Origin of the sequence: Cereibacter sediminicola, assembly GCF_007668225.1 — a bacterium.
Taxonomy (GTDB): Bacteria; Pseudomonadota; Alphaproteobacteria; order Rhodobacterales; family Rhodobacteraceae; genus Cereibacter_A; species Cereibacter_A azotoformans.
This window is the reverse complement of the sequence record NZ_VDEK01000004.1, coordinates 111,338-128,066: the sequence shown is the minus strand read 5'-3', so window position 1 is coordinate 128,066 and position 16,729 is coordinate 111,338. Positions and strand designations below refer to the sequence as shown.

16 protein-coding genes and 1 tRNA gene are annotated in these 16,729 nt (G+C 66.7%); 6 read left to right on the top strand and 11 right to left on the bottom strand.

Annotation, left to right across the window (positions count from 1 at the left end; genetic code table 11):
- Positions 1-17: 17 nt before the first annotated feature.
- The 11 genes from rpoB to parC all read right to left on the bottom strand — a co-directional run bounded on the left by rpoB (position 18) and on the right by parC (position 12,362).
- Complete coding sequence (rpoB, locus tag FG154_RS04455; RefSeq protein WP_145104730.1) at positions 18-4,151, bottom strand: DNA-directed RNA polymerase subunit beta; 4,134 nt, start codon at positions 4,149-4,151, stop codon at positions 18-20.
- A gap of 243 nt (positions 4,152-4,394) precedes the next feature.
- On the bottom strand, positions 4,395-4,769 hold the full coding sequence (gene rplL / locus FG154_RS04450; RefSeq protein WP_097029159.1) for a 50S ribosomal protein L7/L12: 375 nt from the start codon (positions 4,767-4,769) through the stop codon (positions 4,395-4,397).
- A gap of 69 nt (positions 4,770-4,838) precedes the next feature.
- Complete coding sequence (rplJ, locus tag FG154_RS04445) at positions 4,839-5,354, bottom strand: 50S ribosomal protein L10 (protein WP_011909494.1); 516 nt, start codon at positions 5,352-5,354, stop codon at positions 4,839-4,841.
- Positions 5,355-5,590: 236 nt separating this feature from the next.
- Positions 5,591-6,289: a 50S ribosomal protein L1 gene (gene rplA / locus FG154_RS04440; RefSeq protein ID WP_145104729.1), complete on the bottom strand. Its 699-nt coding sequence runs from the start codon at positions 6,287-6,289 to the stop codon at positions 5,591-5,593.
- 3 nt (positions 6,290-6,292) lie between these two features.
- Positions 6,293-6,745: a 50S ribosomal protein L11 gene (gene rplK, locus FG154_RS04435; protein WP_145104728.1), complete on the bottom strand. Its 453-nt coding sequence runs from the start codon at positions 6,743-6,745 to the stop codon at positions 6,293-6,295.
- 91 nt (positions 6,746-6,836) lie between these two features.
- Positions 6,837-7,373 carry a transcription termination/antitermination protein NusG gene (nusG, locus tag FG154_RS04430; protein ID WP_011909497.1) on the bottom strand — a complete coding sequence of 179 codons (537 nt, stop codon included), beginning with the start codon at positions 7,371-7,373 and terminating at the stop codon, positions 6,837-6,839.
- A gap of 160 nt (positions 7,374-7,533) precedes the next feature.
- On the bottom strand, positions 7,534-7,728 hold the full coding sequence (gene secE / locus FG154_RS04425) for a preprotein translocase subunit SecE (RefSeq protein ID WP_145104727.1): 195 nt from the start codon (positions 7,726-7,728) through the stop codon (positions 7,534-7,536).
- A gap of 93 nt (positions 7,729-7,821) precedes the next feature.
- Positions 7,822-7,897, bottom strand: a tRNA-Trp gene (locus FG154_RS04420).
- A gap of 170 nt (positions 7,898-8,067) precedes the next feature.
- Positions 8,068-9,243 (bottom strand): elongation factor Tu, encoded by a 1,176-nt coding sequence (gene tuf, locus FG154_RS04415; RefSeq protein ID WP_145104726.1) that lies wholly within the window; start codon positions 9,241-9,243, stop codon positions 8,068-8,070.
- A gap of 101 nt (positions 9,244-9,344) precedes the next feature.
- Positions 9,345-9,920 carry a hypothetical protein gene (locus FG154_RS04410; protein ID WP_145104723.1) on the bottom strand — a complete coding sequence of 192 codons (576 nt, stop codon included), beginning with the start codon at positions 9,918-9,920 and terminating at the stop codon, positions 9,345-9,347.
- Between the two features lie 138 nt (positions 9,921-10,058).
- Positions 10,059-12,362 carry a DNA topoisomerase IV subunit A gene (gene parC, locus FG154_RS04405; protein WP_145104721.1) on the bottom strand — a complete coding sequence of 768 codons (2,304 nt, stop codon included), beginning with the start codon at positions 12,360-12,362 and terminating at the stop codon, positions 10,059-10,061.
- A gap of 133 nt (positions 12,363-12,495) precedes the next feature.
- On the opposite strand from parC, the gene FG154_RS04400 reads away from it, so the two are divergent.
- From FG154_RS04400 to FG154_RS04375, 6 genes are all read left to right on the top strand, one after another.
- On the top strand, positions 12,496-13,053 hold the full coding sequence (locus FG154_RS04400; RefSeq protein ID WP_145104719.1) for an SH3 domain-containing protein: 558 nt from the start codon (positions 12,496-12,498) through the stop codon (positions 13,051-13,053).
- Positions 13,054-13,140: 87 nt separating this feature from the next.
- Positions 13,141-13,956, top strand: a complete 816-nt coding sequence (locus FG154_RS04395; RefSeq protein ID WP_145104717.1) for an SDR family NAD(P)-dependent oxidoreductase — start codon at positions 13,141-13,143, stop codon at positions 13,954-13,956.
- Positions 13,957-14,082: 126 nt separating this feature from the next.
- Entirely contained in the window at positions 14,083-14,292 is a 210-nt protein-coding gene (locus FG154_RS04390) for a twin transmembrane helix small protein (protein WP_145104715.1), read from the top strand.
- Positions 14,293-14,871 (top strand): cob(I)yrinic acid a,c-diamide adenosyltransferase, encoded by a 579-nt coding sequence (locus FG154_RS04385; RefSeq protein WP_145104713.1) that lies wholly within the window; start codon positions 14,293-14,295, stop codon positions 14,869-14,871.
- A gap of 130 nt (positions 14,872-15,001) precedes the next feature.
- On the top strand, positions 15,002-15,763 hold the full coding sequence (locus tag FG154_RS04380; RefSeq protein WP_145104711.1) for an electron transfer flavoprotein subunit beta/FixA family protein: 762 nt from the start codon (positions 15,002-15,004) through the stop codon (positions 15,761-15,763).
- Complete coding sequence (locus FG154_RS04375) at positions 15,763-16,689, top strand: electron transfer flavoprotein subunit alpha/FixB family protein (RefSeq protein ID WP_145104709.1); 927 nt, start codon at positions 15,763-15,765, stop codon at positions 16,687-16,689. The genes FG154_RS04380 and FG154_RS04375 overlap by 1 nt, the downstream gene beginning before the upstream one ends.
- Positions 16,690-16,729 lie beyond the last annotated feature (40 nt).

The window sequence follows — 16,729 nt, the reverse complement described above, 5'->3', positions numbered from 1 at the left end:
GGGGAAGCGCGGGCGGCTTATTCCTCGTCCGCATCCAGGAGTTCCATGTTGAGGCCGAGGCCCCGCACTTCCTTGACGAGCACGTTGAACGACTCAGGGACTCCCGCCTCGAAGTTGTCCTCGCCCTTGACGATCGACTCGTACATCTTGGTGCGGCCCGCCACGTCGTCCGACTTCACCGTCAGCATCTCCTGCAGGGTGTAGGCGGCGCCGTAGGCTTCCAGAGCCCACACCTCCATCTCCCCCAGACGCTGGCCGCCGAACTGCGCCTTGCCGCCCAGCGGCTGCTGGGTAACGAGCGAGTACGGCCCCGTGGAACGGGCGTGCAGCTTGTCGTCAACGAGGTGGTGCAGCTTCAGCATGTACTTGACGCCCACGGTGACGGGACGCGCGAACTGCTCGCCCGTCCGGCCGTCAAAGACGATGGACTGCCCGCTCTGGTCAAAGCCCGCGCGGCGCAGGGCGTCGTTGACGTCCGGCTCCTTCGCACCGTCGAAGACCGGGGTCGCGATCGGCACGCCCTTGGTGACGCGGCTGGCCATCTCGACCAGATCCTCGTCATCGCGGTCGGCGAAGGCCCCTTCATAGGTCTCGTCGCCATAGGCCAGACGCATCGCTTCCTTGACCGGGGTCAGGTCGCCCGAGCGGCGGTAGTCCTGCAGCGCCTCGTCGATCTGGATGCCCAGACCGCGCGCGGCCCAACCCATGTGGGTCTCGAGGATCTGCCCGACGTTCATCCGCGACGGCACGCCGAGCGGGTTGAGCACGAGGTCGACATGCGTGCCGTCCGCGAGGAACGGCATGTCCTCGATCGGGACCACCTTCGAGATGACGCCCTTGTTGCCGTGACGGCCGGCCATCTTGTCGCCCGGCTGCAGCTTGCGCTTCACCGCGACGAAGACCTTGACCATCTTCATCACGCCCGGAGGCAGGTCGTCGCCGCGGCGGACCTTCTCGACCTTGTCCTCGAAGCGGTGATCGAGCGCGCGCTTCTGCGCCTCGAACTGCTCGTGGAGGGCCTCGACTTCCTTCGCGTCGGCTTCCTCACCCAGCGCCAGCTGCCACCACTGCCCGCGCGAGAGCGTGGACAGCAGCTCGTCATTGATCTCGGAGCCCGCCTTGATGCCCTTCGGGCCCTTCACGGCAACCTTGCCCATGATCAGCGACTTGAGGCGCGAGTAGATGTTGCGCTCGAGGATCGCCAGCTCGTCGTCGCGGTCGCGGGCGAGGCGTTCGACTTCCTCGCGCTCGATCTGCAAAGCACGCTCGTCCTTGTCGACGCCATGGCGGTTGAAGACCCGCACTTCCACGATGGTGCCATAGGCCCCCGGCGGCAGGCGCAGCGAGGTGTCGCGCACGTCCGACGCCTTTTCGCCGAAGATGGCGCGGAGGAGCTTTTCCTCCGGCGTCATCGGGCTTTCGCCCTTGGGCGTGATCTTGCCCACCAGGATGTCGCCCGGCTGCACTTCGGCGCCGATATAGACGATGCCAGCCTCGTCGAGGTTGCGCAGGGCTTCCTCACCGACGTTCGGGATGTCGCGGGTGATCTCTTCCGGCCCGAGCTTGGTGTCACGGGCGGCGACCTCGTATTCCTCGATGTGGATCGAGGTGTAGACGTCATCGCGCAGGATGCGCTCGGAGATCAGGATCGAGTCCTCGTAGTTGTAGCCGTTCCACGGCATGAAGGCCACGACCACGTTCCGACCAAGGGCGAGTTCGCCCATGTCGGTGCAGGGACCGTCGGCCACCACCTCGCCGCGGTGCACCACGTCGCCCACCTTCACCAGCGGACGCTGGTTGATGCAGGACGACTGGTTCGAGCGTTTGAACTTGCGCAGGCGGTAGATGTCGACACCCGGCTCGCCCGGCTCCAGCATCTCGGTCGCGCGGACGACGATACGGGTCGCGTCCACCTGGTCGATCACGCCGGCGCGGCGCGCCATGATCGCGGCGCCCGAGTCACGCGCCACCACGGCCTCGATCCCCGTGCCCACGAAGGGCGCGTCGGATTGCAGGAGCGGCACCGCCTGACGCTGCATGTTCGAGCCCATCAGAGCGCGGTTCGCGTCGTCGTTCTCGAGGAACGGGATCAGCGAGGCCGCGACCGACACGAGCTGCTTCGGCGACACGTCGATCAGGTCGATGGCATCCGGCGGGTTCAGCATGAACTCGCCCGCTTTCCGCGACGAGATCAGGTCCGACACGAACCGGCCCTCCTCGTCGAGTTGCGCGTTGGCCTGCGCCACGGTGTGGCGCATCTCCTCGGTCGCCGACATGTAGACCACATCGTCGGTCACGGCACCCTCGACCACCTTGCGGTAGGGGGTCTCGATGAAGCCGTACTTGTTCACCCGCGCGAAGGTCGCGAGGCTGTTGATCAGGCCGATGTTCTGGCCTTCCGGCGTCTCGATCGGGCACATCCGGCCGTAGTGGGTCGGGTGAACGTCGCGCACCTCGAAGCCTGCGCGCTCACGGGTCAGACCGCCCGGCCCGAGCGCCGAGAGACGGCGCTTGTGGGTGACTTCCGACAGCGGGTTGGTCTGGTCCATGAACTGCGACAGCTGCGACGAGCCGAAGAACTCACGCACGGCAGCCGCCGCCGGCTTCGCGTTGATCAGGTCCTGCGGCATGATCGTGTCGATCTCGACCGAGGACATCCGCTCCTTGATCGCGCGCTCCATGCGCAGCAGACCCACGCGGTACTGGTTCTCCATCAGCTCGCCGACCGAGCGCACCCGGCGGTTGCCGAGGTGGTCGATGTCGTCGATCTCGCCCTTGCCGTCGCGCAGTTCGGTCAGCGCCTTGATGCAGGCGATGATGTCGTCGCGGTCGAGCGTGCGCTGGGTGTCGGGCTTGTCGAGGTCGAGACGCATGTTCATCTTGACCCGGCCGACGGCCGAGAGGTCATAGCGCTCGCTGTCGAAGAACAGCGTGTCGAAGAGCGCGGCCGCGGCCTCGACGGTCGGCGGTTCACCCGGACGCATCACGCGGTAGATGTCCATGAGCGCGGTATCGCGGCCCATGTTCTTGTCCGCCGCCATCGTGTTGCGGATGTAGGGGCCGACGTTGACGTTGTCGATGTCGAGCACCGGAATGTCGGTGATGCCCTGGTCGAGCAAGAGCTTCAGCGTCCCGCCCTTCACCTCGCCGTCGCGGTCATACTCCATCGTGAGTTCGTCACCGGCTTCGACCCAGATCTCACCGGTTTCTTCGTTGATGATGTCCCGCGCGACGTAGCGGCCGACGATATGGTCGAACGGCACCAGAAGCTCGGTGATCTGGGCGTCGTCGATCCACTTCTTGACCATCCGCGGCGTGGCCTTCTCGCCCGCCTTGAGGATGACCTCGCCGGTGGCCGCATCGACCAGATCGTAGGTCGGGCGGGTGCCACGCACCCGCTCGGGGAAGAAGCGCGTGACCCAGCCGCGGTTCTTCTGATACTTGAAGTCCACCGTGTCGTAGTAGGCATCCATGATGCCTTCCTGATCCATGCCGAGGGCATAGAGCAGCGTCGTCACCGGCAGCTTCCGGCGGCGGTCGATGCGCGCGAAGACGATGTCCTTGGCGTCGAACTCGAAATCGAGCCACGAGCCGCGGTAGGGGATGATGCGGCAGGCAAAGAGCAGCTTGCCCGAGGAATGGGTCTTGCCCTTGTCGTGATCAAAGAACACCCCCGGAGAGCGGTGCATCTGGCTGACGATCACGCGCTCGGTTCCGTTCACGATGAACGTGCCGTTCGCGGTCATCAGGGGCATGTCGCCCATGTAGACGTCCTGCTCCTTGATGTCCTTGACCGAGCGGGCGCCCGTGGTCTCATCGACATCGAACACGATCAGACGCAGGGTCACCTTCAGCGGCGCGGCATAGGTCATGTCGCGCTGCTGGCACTCGTCCACGTCGTACTTCGGCTTCTCCAGCTCGTACTTCACGAACTCGAGCACGGCGGTCTCGTTGAAGTCCTTGATCGGGAAGACCGACTGGAAGACACCCTGGATGCCTTCGCCATCGGCCGCCTTCGGGCCCTCGCCGGACTTCAGGAACAGATCGTAGGAGGATTTCTGAACCTCGATCAGGTTCGGCATCTCCAGCACTTCGCGGATCTTGCCGTAGTACCTGCGGATACGTTTCTGGCCAACGTAGCTCTGAGCCATGCTCGAAGTCACCTTTCGTTTTCGCGGGCGCATGGACCGTCGGGCCACGGGCATGCGCCGCTTGCGAAGAAGGGGGTGAGGTCCCATTCACGCCCGCCGTCCCACCGGAGGGCTCCCGAACCTCGAACCACGCCTTGGAAGGGGCTTTGGGCAAAGCCCCTTCCGAGACAGGTTCGGCTGGGCCCGACTATCCGCCGGACCCAGCCCGATTTCAACCGCAGGATGCCTCGGGCATCCGCCGGATTACTTCAGCTCGACTTTCGCGCCAGCTTCTTCGAGCTTCTTCTTCATGGCTTCGGCGTCGGCCTTCGAAGCGGCCTCTTTCACCTTGCCGCCGGCTTCCACCAGGTCCTTGGCTTCTTTCAGGCCAAGACCGGTGATCGCGCGCACTTCCTTGATCACGTTGATCTTGTTGGCGCCGGCGTCGGTCAGGACGACGTCGAACTCGGTCTTTTCTTCCTCGGCCGGAGCCGCGGCAGCGGCCGGGCCGGCCATCATGACGGCGCCACCGGCGGCCGGCTCGATGCCGTACTTGTCCTTGAGGATCGTCTTCAGCTCTTGGGCTTCGAGCAGGGTCAGACCGACGATGTCTTCGGCGAGTTTGTTCAGATCAGCCATTTTCTGTTCCGTTCAGTTAGATGGGGTCCAACATGGTGGGCAACAACCCACGCAGGTCGACGAGATTGCTCAAGCGGCTTCCCGCTCCTCCAGGGTGGAGAGGATGCCGGCGATGTTCGAAGCAGGTGCGCCAATGGCACCGGCGATGCTCGACGCGGGCGCACCGATGCACGACACGATCTGAGCGATGAGCTCTTCGCGCGACGGCATGGCGGCGACGGTCTTGACACCGGCCGGGTCCAGGATCGTGTCGCCCATTGCCCCGCCAAGGATCACGAACTTGTCGTTCTTCTTGGCATAGGCTTCCGCAACCTTCGCCGCAGCGACGGGGTCCTCGGAATAGGCCATCACGGTCATGCCCGTCAGCAGGTCGCCCATCTTTTCAGAGGGTTTCCCGGCGAGGGCGATCTTGGCAAGCCTGTTCTTGGCAACGCGTACGGAGCCACCGACGTCGCGCATCTGCGCGCGCAGCTCCTGCATCTGAGCAACCGTGACGCCTGCGTAGTGTGCAACCACGACCACGCCAGAGCTTTCGAAGATCTGGCCGAGTTCCTCGACCACTTTCTCTTTCTGGGCTCTATCCACAGTTTCACTCCAAGTTTGGGGGTTTCCCCCCGGCTCACTTCTGCCCCGCAAGCGGGGCGTTCGGGTCCGCGATGCGGTCGCGAGCCAAGATCCGGCGGTCTCCCGCGAAAATCCGTCTCGTTCCCCATCTCAGGCAGGATATTAAGAGGTTGCCCCCACCCGCCGTCTCGGACAGGACGGGGCGTCTCCGCCCCGTCATCCCGCGCGTCGCCGCGCGGAAATTCGCACGTCCAGCCTCAGTGGCTGGTGGCCGAGGCCAGATCGACCGACACGCCCGGGCCCATGGTCGAGGACAGCGACACCTTCTTGAGGTAGGTCCCCTTCGCCCCGGCGGGCTTGGCGCGGTTCACGGCATCGACGAAGGCGCGCACGTTCTCGGCTAGCTTTTCGGCGTCGAACGAGATCTTGCCGACGCCGGCATGGATCACGCCCGCCTTCTCGACCTTGAACTGGACCTCGCCGCCCTTGGCGTTGCCGACGGCGCCGGCGACGTCCATCGTCACCGTGCCCACCTTCGGGTTCGGCATCAGGTTGCGGGGGCCGAGGATCTTGCCCAGACGACCGACGAGCGGCATCATGTCCGGGGTCGCGATGCAGCGGTCGAACTCGATCTTGCCCGACTGGATCGTTTCCATCAGGTCCTCGGCGCCGACGATGTCGGCACCGGCAGCCTTGGCCTCGTCCGCCTTGGCGCCGCGGGCGAAGACCGCCACGCGCACCGTCTTGCCCGTGCCGTTCGGCAGGGTGACGACGCCGCGCACCATCTGGTCGGCGTGACGCGGGTCAACGCCCAGGTTCATCGCCACTTCCAGCGTCTCGTCGAACTTCGCCGAGGCCGCGCCCTTGATCAGCGCCACCGCATCCTCGACCGAGATCATGTCCTTGCCAACGAAGGCTTCCCGCGCCGCGCGCGTCCGTTTTCCAACCTTGGCCATGACTTACCCCTTGACCTCGATGCCGCAGGACTTGGCCGAGCCAAGGATGATCTGCATCGCCGCCTCGACGTCGTTGGCGTTCAGATCCTTCATTTTCGCCTCGGCGATCTTGCGGATCTGCGCCACGGTCACCGTGCCCGCGACTTCGCGGCCCGGCTTGGTCGAGCCCTTCGGACGGTTCCGCTTGCCCACCGGAGCCAGGCCCGCGGCCTTCTTCAGCAGGAAGGACGCCGGCGGCGTCTTCAGCTCCAGGCTGAACGACTTGTCCTGATAGTAGGTGATGATGACCGGCGTCGGCGTGCCCGGCTCGAGATCGGCGGTCTTCGCGTTGAATTCCTTCACGAAGGCCATGATGTTCAGGCCGCGCTGACCCAGCGCGGGACCGACCGGCGGGGACGGGTTGGCTTGCCCCGCCTTCACTTGCAGCTTGAGGCTGCCGATAATCTTCTTGGCCATGTGGCCTCTCCTCTGTCACTGCCCCGAGGGGCGAGTTTAGTGGTCCGGTCCGTCACGCCCGCGGGCGCGCTCGCCTCCCACGCGATGCACGTCAGATGCCGCCCTTGGCGACCTGCGTGAATTCCAGCTCGACCGGGGTCGCCCGGCCGAAGATCGAGACGGTCACCTTGAGGCGCGAATGCTCCTCATCCACATCCTCGACCATGCCCGAGAAGCCCTCGAACGGGCCGTCGGTCACCTTCACCGTCTCGCCGATGTCATAGCGGATCAGGCTGCGCGGCTGCGCCTCGCCTTCCTCGACACGGTTCAGGATCGTGTTCACTTCCGAGTCGCGCATCGGCATCGGCTTGCCCTGCGGCCCGAGGAATCCCGTGACCCGGTTGATCGAGGAAATCAGGTGATAGCCGCGGTTCGACATTTCCATGTGGACGAGCACATAGCCCGGCATGAAGCGACGCTCGGACGTGACCTTCTTGCCGCGCCGGACCTCGATCACCTCTTCGGTGGGGACCAGCACCTCGTCGATCTCTTCCTCGAGCCCGGCATCCGCCACGGCCGTACGGATCTGCTCGGCGACCTTCTTCTCGAAGTTCGAGAGAACACTCACCGAATACCAACGCTTCGCCATGCTTCCGCCCACCTCTTCGCGCGGGGCATTCCCCGCTCCTCCGGCGGATCTTGATCCGCCCCAGAACAAAAAACAGCGCGCAACCCGAATCGCTGCGCGCCGGCCTCTTCCCTGTGACCGCCCGCTTACAGGCAGCCCCCCTCGCGTTCAAGCGAAAATGTCAGAAGCTGTTGAGCAGCAGGCTGAGACCCTGCCGGATCGCGAAATCCACGAGCGAGAAGAAGGTCGCCGTGAGCGCGGCCATGACGAAGACCATGACGGTGGTCAGCAGAACCTCGCGCCGGCCCGGCCAGACGACCTTGCCGACTTCGCTGCGCACCTGCGAGATGAACGTGAAGGGATTCGCCTTGGCCATCGTCAGTCCTCAAGAAGCGTCGTGCGGTACATACGCCCTCGGGCGCGGAACTTCAAGGCTCCTGCCGGGAGAACGGCTGTTTCGGAAAGGGCCTGGCAGGGGCAGAGGGACTCGAACCCCCGACCCTCGGTTTTGGAGACCGATGCTCTACCAACTGAGCTATACCCCTAGGCCAGCCGCGAGATACGGCAGGCAGCGCCCGACCGCAAGGACAAAATTGCAGGTCCTGCGCCGGGTGCGGCACCAGCGCACGCCCCCGCCCATGGGCTCACGGCACCAGCCATGGAAAAGGGGCGCGCAGGATCCCCTGCGCGCCCCCGCTGCCGATCCGACGCCGGATCAGGCGATGATTTTCGAGACGACGCCGGCGCCGACGGTGCGGCCGCCTTCACGGATGGCGAAGCGGAGCTTCTCTTCCATGGCGATCGGCGCGATCAGCTCGACGTTGAACTTCAGGTTGTCGCCCGGCATCACCATCTCGGTGCCTTCCGGCAGCTCCACCGTGCCCGTCACGTCGGTCGTGCGGAAGTAGAACTGCGGACGGTAGTTCGCGAAGAACGGCGTGTGACGGCCGCCTTCCTCTTTCGTCAGGATGTAGGCCTCGGCCTCGAACTTGGTGTGCGGCTTCACCGAGCCGGGCTTGCACAGCACCTGGCCGCGCTCGATCCCGTCGCGGTCCACGCCACGGAGCAGAAGGCCCACGTTGTCGCCCGCCTCGCCCTGGTCCAGCAGCTTGCGGAACATCTCGACACCGGTGCAGACCGTCTTCTTCGACGGGCGGATGCCGACGATCTCGAGTTCCTCGCCCACCTTCACCACGCCACGCTCGATCCGGCCGGTGGCCACGGTGCCGCGGCCCGAGATCGAGAACACGTCCTCGACCGGCATCAGGAAGGGCTGGTCCACGGCACGCGCCGGGGTCGGGATGTATTCGTCCACCGCGGCGATCAGCGCGCGGATCGAATCCTCGCCGATTTCCTTGTCGGTGCCGTTCATCGCGGCCAGAGCCGAGCCCTTGATGATCGGAATGTCGTCGCCGGGGTAGTCGTAGGACGACAGCAGCTCACGGATTTCCATCTCGACCAGTTCGAGAAGTTCCGGATCGTCCACCTGGTCGACCTTGTTCATGTAGACGACCATGTAGGGGATGCCCACCTGGCGGCCGAGCAGGATGTGCTCGCGCGTCTGCGGCATCGGGCCGTCGGCGGCCGACACCACGAGGATCGCGCCGTCCATCTGGGCGGCACCGGTGATCATGTTCTTCACATAGTCGGCGTGGCCGGGGCAGTCGACGTGCGCATAGTGACGCGCCTCTGACTCGTACTCGACGTGCGCGGTCGAGATCGTGATGCCGCGGGCCCGCTCTTCCGGCGCGCCGTCGATCTGGTCATAGGCGCGGAACTCACCGAAATACTTCGTGATCGCGGCCGTCAGCGTCGTCTTGCCGTGGTCAACGTGGCCGATCGTGCCGATGTTGACGTGCGGTTTGTTACGTTCAAACTTTGCCTTTGCCATTGGCGGAGCGCCTCGCGGATTGGGGGGCGGCCCAGGAACGGCCGGACAGCCCTGTTCTACACCGCGGCGGAGTTATCGGCTGGCAAGGGGAAAATCAAGTATCACTTGTCCGAAGCCCGCGCCGGGCGGGGTTCCGGCGGCAGGGGCGGCAGGCCGAACCACTCGGGATGCCCGAGCAGCCAGCCCTCGACCCGCTTGGCGGCGTTGTAGGCCAGCGCCTCCATCTGCTCCTCCTTGCTCATCGTGTAGCCGCTGCCCACGATCGAGCCGCCGGTGAGGCTTTCGAAGACGGTCATCTTCTCGCCCGTCTCGTTCAGCTTCCGTCCGGCCGCGTCGTCCCAGATGTTCGCCGTGATGGCCATCACGGACTTCGGCGCCGCCACCACCGGGATCCCGGGCGGCGCCAGGGCATAGCCGTCCACGCTGATCCCGAGATTGTAGAGCTTCGTTCCATCATAGCGCCCGAAGCGGTCGTCGATCGCCTTCTTCATCACCGCCTCCCACTCCTCGACCGAAGCCTCGCGCGAGATCGGCACCTTCTGCACATGGTCTGCCACCACGATGTTCAGGCCCAGGGCAAAATCCCCCAGTTCGGCCGGCGGCTCCGCAAGGTCATTGCGCTGGCAAGCGCCGACGAGAAGAGCCCCGAGACAGAGGACAGCAATGCGCGCGATCATGGGCTCCTCCGAAAGACGGCGCCCCGCCTTAGCCCGCCGCGGCGGCGCGCGCAACCGCAGCAGGCGACCCCGGCCGCCTTTCATTCTCGCAAAAATATCCCGCGGGGGTCCGGGGGCGCGAAGCCCCCGGCGGCGTCCCTAGTTGAAGCGGTTGTCGCGCGGGAACCCGCGCGGCGCCATCTTGCCCGCGCCCGCCCGCGCGGCGGTCCATTCGGCCAGATCGGTCTCGGTCCGGGTGCGCCCCGCTGGATCCTTCCAGCTCAACCCCCTCGCCAGGTCGAAGGTGATCGCATCCGAAAGGCCGCCGTCCTTGTATTTCTGCAGCCGCACGCCCTTCCCGCGCGCCATCTCGGGCAGTTCGCTCAGCGGGAAGACGAGGAGCTTGCGGTTCTGGCCCACCACCGCGACGTGATCGCCGCGGACCGGGCGGCAGACGGCGGTCGTCACGCCGTCCTTCATCGAGAGCACCGCCTTGCCGGCCCGCGTCTGGGCCAGCACCTCTTCCGAGGGCACCACGAAGCCGTCCCCCGCCGAGGACGCCAGCAGCAGCTTCTCGCCCGGCCGCCAGATGATCAGATCGGCAATCTCGGCCTCGTTCGGCAGATCGACCATCAGCCGCACCGGCTCGCCCATGCCGCGCCCGCCGGGCAGGCTTGCCCCGGTCAGCGTGTAGAACCGTCCGTTCGATCCCACCAGCAGCAGCCGGTCGGTGGTCTCGGCGTGGAACATGAAGCGCGGCCCGTCGCCGTCCTTGAACTTCACCTCCGAGCCGAGCGGCTGGTGCCCCTTCATCGCCCGAATCCAGCCCATCTTCGAGCAGATCACCGTGATCGGCTCGCGCTCGATCATCGCCTCCAGCGGCACTTCCTCGACCTCGCCGGCCTCGGCGAACTGGGTCCGGCGGGCGCCCGCCACCGTCCACTTGCCAAAGAGTTTGCGGATCTCGCCCAGGTCCGCGCCGATCCGCTCCCACTGCCGGGGCTCGGACCCGACCAGATCGGCCAGATCCGCCCGTTCGGCGGTCAGGGCGTCGCGTTCGGCCAGCAACTCCATCTCCTCGAGCCGCCGCAACGAGCGCAGGCGCATGTTGAGGATCGCCTCGGCCTGCACCTCGGTCAGATCGCCCTGCCCCGCCGCCGGCGGCACATAGTCCTTTTCGGAAGTGGCCCGCTTGAACTTGCGTCCCCAGGTTTCGGCCATCAGGGCCCGCTTGGGCTCTTCGTCGTAGCGGATGATGTCGATCACCCGGTCGAGGTTCAGGAAGGCGATGATCAGCCCGCCCAGCACCTCGAGCCGGTGGTCGATCTTCTCCATCCGATGTTCGGACCGGCGGATCAGCACCTCGCGCCGGTGATCGAGGAAAGCGCGCAGCACCTCCTTGAGCGAGCAGACCTTGGGCGTGCGCCCGTCGATCAGCACGTTCATGTTCATCGAGAAGCGCACTTCCAGATCCGAGTTGCGGAAGAGCATCCCCATCAGCATCTCGGGATCCACCGTCCGGGCCCGCGGCTCCAGCACGATGCGGACATCGTCGGCGCTCTCGTCGCGGACGTCGGCAAGCGCCGGAACCTTCTTGGTCTGGATCACTTCGGCCAGCCGCTCGATCAGCTTGGACTTCTGCACCTGATAGGGGATCTCGGTCACGACGATCTGCCAGGTGCCGCGGCCCAGATCCTCGGTCTGCCACTTCGCCCTGAGGCGGAAGGCGCCGCGCCCGGTGCGGTAGGCGTCGAGGATCGACTCACGCGGCTCGACGATCACGCCGCCGGTGGGGAAGTCGGGGCCGGGGATCAGGCCCACCAGCGCCTCGTCGGCGATGGCGGGGTCGCGGATCATCGCAAGGCAGCCCTCGATCAGCTCGTCCAGGTTGTGCGGCGGGATGTTCGTGGCCATGCCCACGGCAATCCCCGAGGCGCCGTTGGCCAGAAGATGCGGGAAGGCCGCCGGCATCACGACCGGCTCTTCCAGCGTGCCGTCGTAGTTCGGGCGGAAGTCGACCGCGTTCTCGGCCAACCCCTCCATCAGCAGTTCGGCAATGGGGGTCAGGCGGGCCTCGGTGTAGCGGCTGGCCGCCGGGTTGTCGCCGTCGATGTTGCCGAAATTGCCCTGCCCGTCCACCAGCGGATAGCGGACGTTGAAATCCTGCGCGAGACGAGCCATCGCGTCATAGATCGCGGCGTCGCCGTGCGGGTGGTAGTTGCCCATCACGTCGCCCGCGATCTTGGCGGACTTGCGGAAGCCCCCGGTCGGCGACAGCCGCAACTCGCGCATCGCGAACAGGATGCGGCGGTGGACGGGCTTCAGCCCGTCGCGCGCATCGGGCAGCGCGCGGTGCATGATGGTCGAGAGCGCATAGGTCAGGTAACGCTCGCCGATGGCACGGCGGAGCGGTTCCGAGGTCGTAAGCGGCTCTTCGGTCGGATCTTCGGGCGTGTCGGTCATGGCGCGTGTCTAGTCCCGGCCGCGGCCCCGGTCCAGAAGGAAAGGAATCCGGGAACCTGCCGCGGCGGAAAGATGTTCGTTCGGCAGGGGACCATTGCCCCGGTCCCCCGATTGAGCCCCGGAGAATTTTCCCATGCTGCGCCTGACGTTGCTTCTTTGCTGCACCCTCTTCCTTGTCATGCTGATCGGTGGTCGGGACGGCGGCAAGATGCGGCCGGGGCTGGCCGCAGCGGCGCGCCTCGAGCCCGATCCCCAGCCCGTGGTGACGCCGGTCGAGATGGCCTCGCTCGACGGCGCGGGCCCGACGCTCACCGTCGCGGCCGAAGCCCAGTCCTCGCCGGCCCCCGCGACGTCCTCGCCCGCACCCGCGACGATCCCGGCCTTGCGGACGCGCGGCGACCGGCTGGAGGTCTTGCCCCTGCCCGCCCGCCGGGCACCCGCCCCGCAGCCGATGCCCGCAGCACCCCCCGAAATCCTCGAGGCGCGGGGCGACGTTCGGCTGGTGACGGCCGACGCCGTCAACGTGCGCAGCGGCCCCTCGACCGCCTTTCCGGTCGTCGGGCGCGTGACGCGCGGCGAGGCCGTCCTCGTCGTTGACCCGAACGCGAAGGGCTGGGCCCCGATCCGCATCGAAGGCGACGGTGTGGAAGGCTACATGGCCACCCGCTTCCTCCGGCCCGCGCCCCGGTAGGCGCCGCCCGTCGCCGGCATCTTCAAGACCCGTGGCCATTCGCCCCGTTCTCGCCTAGAGGAGGGCTGCACAGAGCGGGGCCGATGGATGAAAAGCGTACTGATCACCGGCTGTTCCTCGGGCATCGGCATTGACGCGGCCCATGGCCTGAAGGCGCGCGGCTGGCGGGTCTTTGCCACCTGCCGGAAGGCCAAGGATTGCGAGGCCCGCCGGGCCGAGGGCCTCGAGAGCTTCCGGCTCGACTATGACGATCCCGACAGTCTTGCCTCGGCCGTCGAGGAAGCCACGCGGCGCACCGGCGGCACGCTCGACGCGCTCTACAACAACGGCGCCTTTGCCTGCCCCGGCGCGGTCGAGGATCTCCCGCGCGAGGCGCTGCGGGCGGTGCTGGAAACGAACATCGTGGGCGTGCACGACCTGACCCGCCGGGTGATCCCGATCATGCGGCGGCAGGGGCACGGGCGCATCGTCAACTGCTCGTCGGTGCTCGGCTTCGTGGGCTACCCGTGGCGCGGCGCCTATGTCGCCTCGAAGTTCGCCATGGAGGGGCTGACGGATGTGCTGCGGATCGAGATGTCCGACACGCCGATCCGGGTGATCCTGCTCGAGCCCGGCCCCATCGCCTCGCGCATCCGCGAGAACTCGATCCCGCATTTCGAGCGGTGGATCGACTGGAGGGGCTCGGCGCGGGCCGACCAGTACCGCTCGCTTCTCGGGCGGCTCTACGAGGGCGGCGAGGACCGCTGGCAACTGCCGGCCTCGGCGGTGACCGAACAACTGGCGCTGGCGCTGGAAAGCCCCTCACCGCGGGCACGCTACCGGATCACGGTGCCAAGCCGCACGGCCTGGATCCTGCGCCGGCTGCTGCCCACGCGGATGCTCGACCGGGTGCTGCGGAACTGAGGGCGCCACGCCGATCGGGATCGGCCGCTTGCGTCTGCCCCGCCCCCTGCACTAAAACTCGCATCACAAATAGGTCGATTTCCACGTCTGAGCGCCTACATCACGCCGGCAATCGAGAGGGAAGCCATGCTGCAGGACCCGCTGTTCGTCGTCGTCGTCCTGGCCGTGCTGGGGGTGCTGGTGATCCTGATGATCGGGATCGGCGGCTTTGCCCGTGGGGGCGAGTTCAACCGCAAGCACTCCAACCGGCTCATGCGCTGGCGCATCATCGCCCAGGCCATCGCCGTCGTCCTGATCCTGCTTTTCGTCGCATTCCGCCAGTCTGGAGGTTTCTGAATGGTTGTCCTGTCGAGGATCTACACGCGGACCGGCGACGCCGGCGACACCGCCCTGGGCAACGGCGCGCGGGTGGCCAAGCACTCGTCCCGCGTCACGGCCTACGGCACGGTTGACGAGACCAACGCCACCGTCGGCCTTGCCCGCCTTCATGCCGAGGGCGAGATGCAGACGGCGCTTGCCCGCATCTCGAACGACCTCTTCGATCTGGGCGCCGATCTCTGCCGCCCCGAAATGGAGCGCGACCACGAGGCGGACTACACGCCGCTCCGCATCATCGCCGCGCAGGTTGCCCGCCTCGAACGCGAGATCGACGCGATGAACGCGCGGCTCGAGCCTCTGCGCAGCTTCATCCTGCCCGGCGGCACGGCGCTGGCCGCACAGCTCCATCTCTGCCGGACGGTCTGCCGGCGGGCGGAGCGCAAGGTGGTCGAACTGGCCGCGGTGGAATCGGTCAACCCCGAGGCGCTGCGCTACCTGAACCGGCTGTCCGACTGGTTCTTCGTGGCCGGCCGCATCGCCAATGACGACGGCCGTTCCGATGTCCTGTGGGTTCCCGGCCTCACGCGTGAGGCATAAGGACGCATGAGGACGCGGCGTCGGACGCGGTCCGACCGTCGGTTTTGATCTGTTGTCGCTGGATCGATGCGGCTAACAAAGTTGCGGAGAGCTAGCCCGCGAGGGCGGATGAGAAGGGAGATTGCCACTGATGAAGGTTCTGGTGCCTGTCAAGCGCGTGATCGACTACAACGTGAAGGTCCGCGTGAAGGCGGACGGAAGCGGGGTCGATCTTGCGAACGTGAAGATGTCGATGAACCCGTTCGACGAAATCGCGGTCGAAGCGGCGATCCGTCTGCGCGAGGCCGGCACGGCGACCGAGGTGGTGGTTGTCTCGATCGGGGTCAAGCAGGCGCAGGAGACGCTGCGCACGGCGCTCGCGATGGGGGCCGACCGCGCGATCCTTGTCGAGGCGGCCTCGGACGTCCATCAGGACATAGAGCCGCTGGCGGTGGCCAAGATCCTCAAGGGCGTGGTCGAGGCCGAACAGCCCGGCCTCGTGATCTGCGGCAAGCAGGCCATCGACAATGACATGAACGCCACCGGCCAGATGCTGTCCGCGCTGCTTGGCTGGAGCCAGGCCACCTTCGCCTCGGACCTCGCGATCGAGGGCGACGCGGCCCTCGTCACCCGCGAGGTGGATGGCGGCATGCAGACGATCCGGGTCACGATGCCCACGATCGTCACCGTGGACCTGCGGATGAACGAGCCGCGCTATGCGTCGCTGCCCAACATCATGAAGGCCAAGAAGAAACCGCTCGAGGAAAAGAGTGCGGCCGACTACGGCGTGGACGTGACGCCGCGGCTGACCGTGGTGAAGACCTCGGAGCCGGCGGGGCGCAAGGCGGGGGTCAAGGTCGCCTCGGTGGATGAGCTGATCGCGAAACTGAAAGACGAAGCGGGGGTGATCTGATGGCCGTTCTCCTGATTGCCGAAGTGACCGGCGGCACGCTGGGCGCGGACTCGACCGCCAAGGCCCTGAGCGCGGCCAGGGCCCTGGGCGACGTGACGGTGCTCGTCGCGGGAACCGGCGTGGACGCGGCGGCCGCCGAGGCCGCGTCGTTCGAGGGCGTGACCAAGGTACTGGCGGCCGATGATGCGGCCTATGGCAACGGTCTGGCCGAGCCGCTCGCCGACCTGATCCTGAGCCTAGCCCCCTCCTACAGCCACATCCTGGCCCCGGCCACCTCGGCCGCCAAGAACGTGATGCCGCGCGTGGCCGCCCTGCTCGACGTGATGGTGATCTCGGAGATCACGGCGGTCGTGGATGCCGACACGTTCGAGCGCCCGATCTACGCCGGCAACGCGGTCCAGACGGTCAAGAGCGCGGACGCAACCAAGGTCGCCACCGTGCGGACGGCGACCTTCGAGGCGACCGGCAAGGGCGGCTCGGCCCCGGTCGGGACGATTGCGGCCACCGGCGACAAGGGTCTGTCGTCGTGGGTCGAGGACAAGGTGGCGGCCTCGGACCGCCCCGAGCTGACCTCGGCCAGGATCGTGGTTTCAGGCGGCCGCGGCATCGGCTCGGAAGAGAACTTCGCCATGATCGAGCAGCTGGCCGACAAGCTCGGCGCGGCGGTCGGCGCCTCGCGTGCGGCGGTCGACTCGGGCTATGCGCCGAACGACTGGCAGGTGGGGCAGACCGGCAAGGTCGTGGCGCCCCAGCTCTATATCGCGGTCGGCATCTCGGGCGCGATTCAGCACCTCGCCGGGATGAAGGACTCGAAGGTCATCGTCGCCATCAACAAGGACGAGGAGGCCCCGATCTTCCAGGTGGCCGACTACGGCCTTGTCGGCGACCTCTTCACCCTCGTGCCGGAACTGACCGGCAAACTCTGACCCTCGCGGAACGAGACCTGTCGGCGGGCGCCCCGAGGGG

Excerpts from the sequence above, each read along its gene's own strand:
- rpoB (WP_145104730.1), bottom strand. The coding sequence starts at position 4,151 with ATGGCTCAGAGCTACGTTGGCCAGAAACGTATCCGCAGGTACTACGGC.
- rplL (WP_097029159.1), bottom strand. The coding sequence starts at position 4,769 with ATGGCTGATCTGAACAAACTCGCCGAAGACATCGTCGGTCTGACCCTG.
- rplA (WP_145104729.1), bottom strand. The coding sequence starts at position 6,289 with ATGGCCAAGGTTGGAAAACGGACGCGCGCGGCGCGGGAAGCCTTCGTT.
- rplK (WP_145104728.1), bottom strand. The coding sequence starts at position 6,745 with ATGGCCAAGAAGATTATCGGCAGCCTCAAGCTGCAAGTGAAGGCGGGG.
- nusG (WP_011909497.1), bottom strand. The coding sequence starts at position 7,373 with ATGGCGAAGCGTTGGTATTCGGTGAGTGTTCTCTCGAACTTCGAGAAG.
- secE (WP_145104727.1), bottom strand. The coding sequence starts at position 7,728 with ATGGCCAAGGCGAATCCCTTCACGTTCATCTCGCAGGTGCGCAGCGAA.
- tuf (WP_145104726.1), bottom strand. The coding sequence starts at position 9,243 with ATGGCAAAGGCAAAGTTTGAACGTAACAAACCGCACGTCAACATCGGC.
- FG154_RS04410 (WP_145104723.1), bottom strand. The coding sequence starts at position 9,920 with ATGATCGCGCGCATTGCTGTCCTCTGTCTCGGGGCTCTTCTCGTCGGC.
- parC (WP_145104721.1), bottom strand. The coding sequence starts at position 12,362 with ATGACCGACACGCCCGAAGATCCGACCGAAGAGCCGCTTACGACCTCG.
- FG154_RS04400 (WP_145104719.1), top strand. The coding sequence starts at position 12,496 with ATGCTGCGCCTGACGTTGCTTCTTTGCTGCACCCTCTTCCTTGTCATG.
- FG154_RS04395 (WP_145104717.1), top strand. The coding sequence starts at position 13,141 with ATGAAAAGCGTACTGATCACCGGCTGTTCCTCGGGCATCGGCATTGAC.
- FG154_RS04390 (WP_145104715.1), top strand. The coding sequence starts at position 14,083 with ATGCTGCAGGACCCGCTGTTCGTCGTCGTCGTCCTGGCCGTGCTGGGG.
- FG154_RS04385 (WP_145104713.1), top strand. The coding sequence starts at position 14,293 with ATGGTTGTCCTGTCGAGGATCTACACGCGGACCGGCGACGCCGGCGAC.
- FG154_RS04380 (WP_145104711.1), top strand. The coding sequence starts at position 15,002 with ATGAAGGTTCTGGTGCCTGTCAAGCGCGTGATCGACTACAACGTGAAG.
- FG154_RS04375 (WP_145104709.1), top strand. The coding sequence starts at position 15,763 with ATGGCCGTTCTCCTGATTGCCGAAGTGACCGGCGGCACGCTGGGCGCG.